Origin of the sequence: Actinophytocola sp. (assembly GCF_036002505.1) — a bacterium.
GTDB lineage: Bacteria > Actinomycetota > Actinomycetes > Mycobacteriales > Pseudonocardiaceae > DASYTH01.
On the sequence record NZ_DASYTH010000402.1, the window covers coordinates 1 to 2471 of the forward strand.

Sequence of the window (2471 nt, forward strand, 5' to 3'; positions counted from 1 at the left end):
TTGAACGGTCCGGGGGCCATCCACGTCCTCGAAGACGGGCGGTTCGTGTTCGCTTCGTTGGCGACCTCGACCCGGGTGTTGTCGGTGATCGAGCGGCGGCTGCCATCCGGTGCCTTCGATCCCACGTTCTCTGAAGACGGCTGGTTCGTGCTCGAGCGCGAGGACTTCGGCGATCCCTTCTGGTGGCTCAACAGCATCGCGGTCCTTCCGGACGGCCGGATCCTCGCCGCCGCAAGCGTCTACCTCCCCGACTCGGGCTGCGACCGCGACCGGGCCTGTGACGTTCCGACCGGCCTCCTGCCCGGCCTTCCGCAGATGGTGGGCATGTGATCGGCATGGATGTGGTCGCTGACCTGCGGGTTCGGGGTGGTGGGGGCGTGCGCGGCGTGTATCTACGCGCGGGGGTCGGGTGTCTTGGCGTCAGCTGCTGGGCGTGAAGTCGTGGTAGTGGGCGGGTTCGCCGAGGTCGAGGGCGGTGAGGATGGCCCGCTGGCCGGGGGTGAGCGCTGATCGCTGGGCGACGGTGCCGGCGGTGGTGGCGAGGGTGACGAGGTGGAGGCGTTGGAGCTCGTTGCGGGTGTTGCGCCAGGTGTCGCCGGTGGTGGTCTCGATCACGCGGATGAGCAGGAGGGCGAGCCAGCACAGCTGGACGTGAGCGGTGATGCGGTGCTCGAGGCGGTGGTAGACGGGGCGCAGATCGAGCGTGCTCTTCATGTCGCGCCAGCCGCGCTCGACCTCGCTGAGAGCCTTGTAGCCCAAGGCGATGTCGGCGGCCGACAGCGACGGGTCGGAGCAGCGCAAGAGGAACTTGCCGTCGAGGCGGGCGTCGTTCTTGATGGCGGCGGCGTCGATGCGCAGGAGGCCGCCGGGGGTGACGCGCAGGTAGCGGTTGTAGGCCGGCTTGGTGCGCAGCGCCCCGCACAGCTCGGCCCGCTTGCGGGCGGGGAGCCGGTCACTGTTGGCGATCTCGGCTTCGAGTTGAGCGACGATCTCCCCGCGGACGTGGGCGTCGCGTTCGGCCTGCTCGGAGTTGCGGGCGATGACGAACCGGTCGTGCTCGCCGACGCGGACTTCCTTGACCTCGAGGTTGTCGGCGACGCGTTGGTAGCGGCCCTGACGGGACAAGGCGGCCTGAACCTCGGCGCTGTCGGAGCGCAGCTTCTCGGCCACGATGTAGTGGCCACCGGCGGTGGACAAGACCCGGCGGTTCGCCGCCGACGCGAACCCGGCGTCGACGACCCACACGGCCCGGTTCAACGACCAGCCGGCCAGGTCCCCGCGCACCTCGTCGAGGACGGTCTGGTCGCTCGTGTTGCCCGGCCACACCCAGGCCCGCACCGGGATCCCGCCCCGGGTCACGGCCATGCCGACCACGACCTGGGGCAGGTCGGGCCGGTGGTCCTTCGAGTGGCCGTGGCGGCGGAACTCGTCGGGCCGGTCGACCTCGAAGTACGTCGAGGTGGTGTCGAAGAACACCAGATCGACCTCCAGGGTGAGCAGATCAGCCACTGCGAAGAACACCGCCCGCTGGATCTCGGCCAGCGTGGTCAAGAAGAAGTCCATGGCCCGGTAGCACGTGTCGTCATCGACGTCGGCCAGGCCAGGGATCCACACCCGCTCGCTGATCCACCGACAACCCGCCAGCTTCGAGGACGGGTCCAACGCCCGGTTGGCCACCATGGCGAAGATCACCCGCTCCACCGCCTCCGCCTCGATCCGGTAGCGGCGCCGCGTCCGGCGGGCGACGTCGCGCACCTCGCCGCCGATCCCGAGCCGTTCCCACAGCCGGTCCAGCACCCACGCCCCGCCCATCGGCCGGGACTCGATGACCTCGACGTCGCCGCTGGTGACCGGCGCGTCGGCCGGGTCCAGCACCCGGGCGATCGAGCCGACCAGACGGGCCAACGCCTCCCGGTCGACCTGGTCGGCCCGGCCGAAGTTGTGGATCACCCGAGCCGTCGACACGCCGGTCTCGGGGTGGCGCTCGTTGTGCGCCAACTGCAGATAGCAGACGACAGTGCCGTCCTGGTTGACCCGCCGCGTCTCCCGCAAGTACACACCTACACCGTAGACGCGATGTCCCATACCAGCAGCGGATACTCACACAATCGTGTGCCTACAAGATCAAGCCACCCACCGCTCCCGCAGCGCCGCGACCAGCACGAACACGTCACAACCGGCCCTCATCTGCCCACCATCTGCGGAAGCCCGGCCTGAGCCAGCAGGGGCTCACCGATCGGATCCATCGCCTGGAGCAGCAGCTCGGCGCCCGGCTCTTCACCCGCACCACGCGGCGCGTCGAGCTCAGCGCGATCGGGGCCGAGCTGGTCGACGAGGCCCGGTCGCTCGTGGAGGAGGCCGACGAGCGGTGGGCCCGGATCGTCGCGCGGGCCGCCCGTCCGCCCGGGCGGCTCACGATCGGGGTCAGCCCGTCGCTCGTGTTCGGGGTGCTGCCGCGACTCGTCGAGGCG

2 protein-coding genes and 1 pseudogene are annotated in these 2471 nt (G+C 70.2%); 2 read left to right on the forward strand and 1 reads right to left on the reverse strand.

Annotated features, from left to right (window positions below; all coding sequences use genetic code 11):
• Positions 1 to 330: hypothetical protein (locus tag VGR06_RS35050; protein WP_327563495.1), on the forward strand; the 330-nt coding region annotated here is incomplete at its 5' end.
• A 90-nt stretch (positions 331 to 420) separates the two neighbouring features.
• Here the strand turns inward: VGR06_RS35050 and VGR06_RS35055 are convergent.
• The gene (locus VGR06_RS35055; protein ID WP_327563496.1) at positions 421 to 2058 is read right to left on the reverse strand and encodes an IS1634 family transposase; all 1638 of its coding nucleotides are present in this window, start codon (positions 2056 to 2058) and stop codon (positions 421 to 423) included.
• Positions 2059 to 2249: 191 nt separating this feature from the next.
• Here VGR06_RS35055 and VGR06_RS44145 point away from each other — a divergent pair.
• Positions 2250 to 2471 (forward strand): annotated as a pseudogene (locus tag VGR06_RS44145) (LysR family transcriptional regulator); the annotation flags it as partial.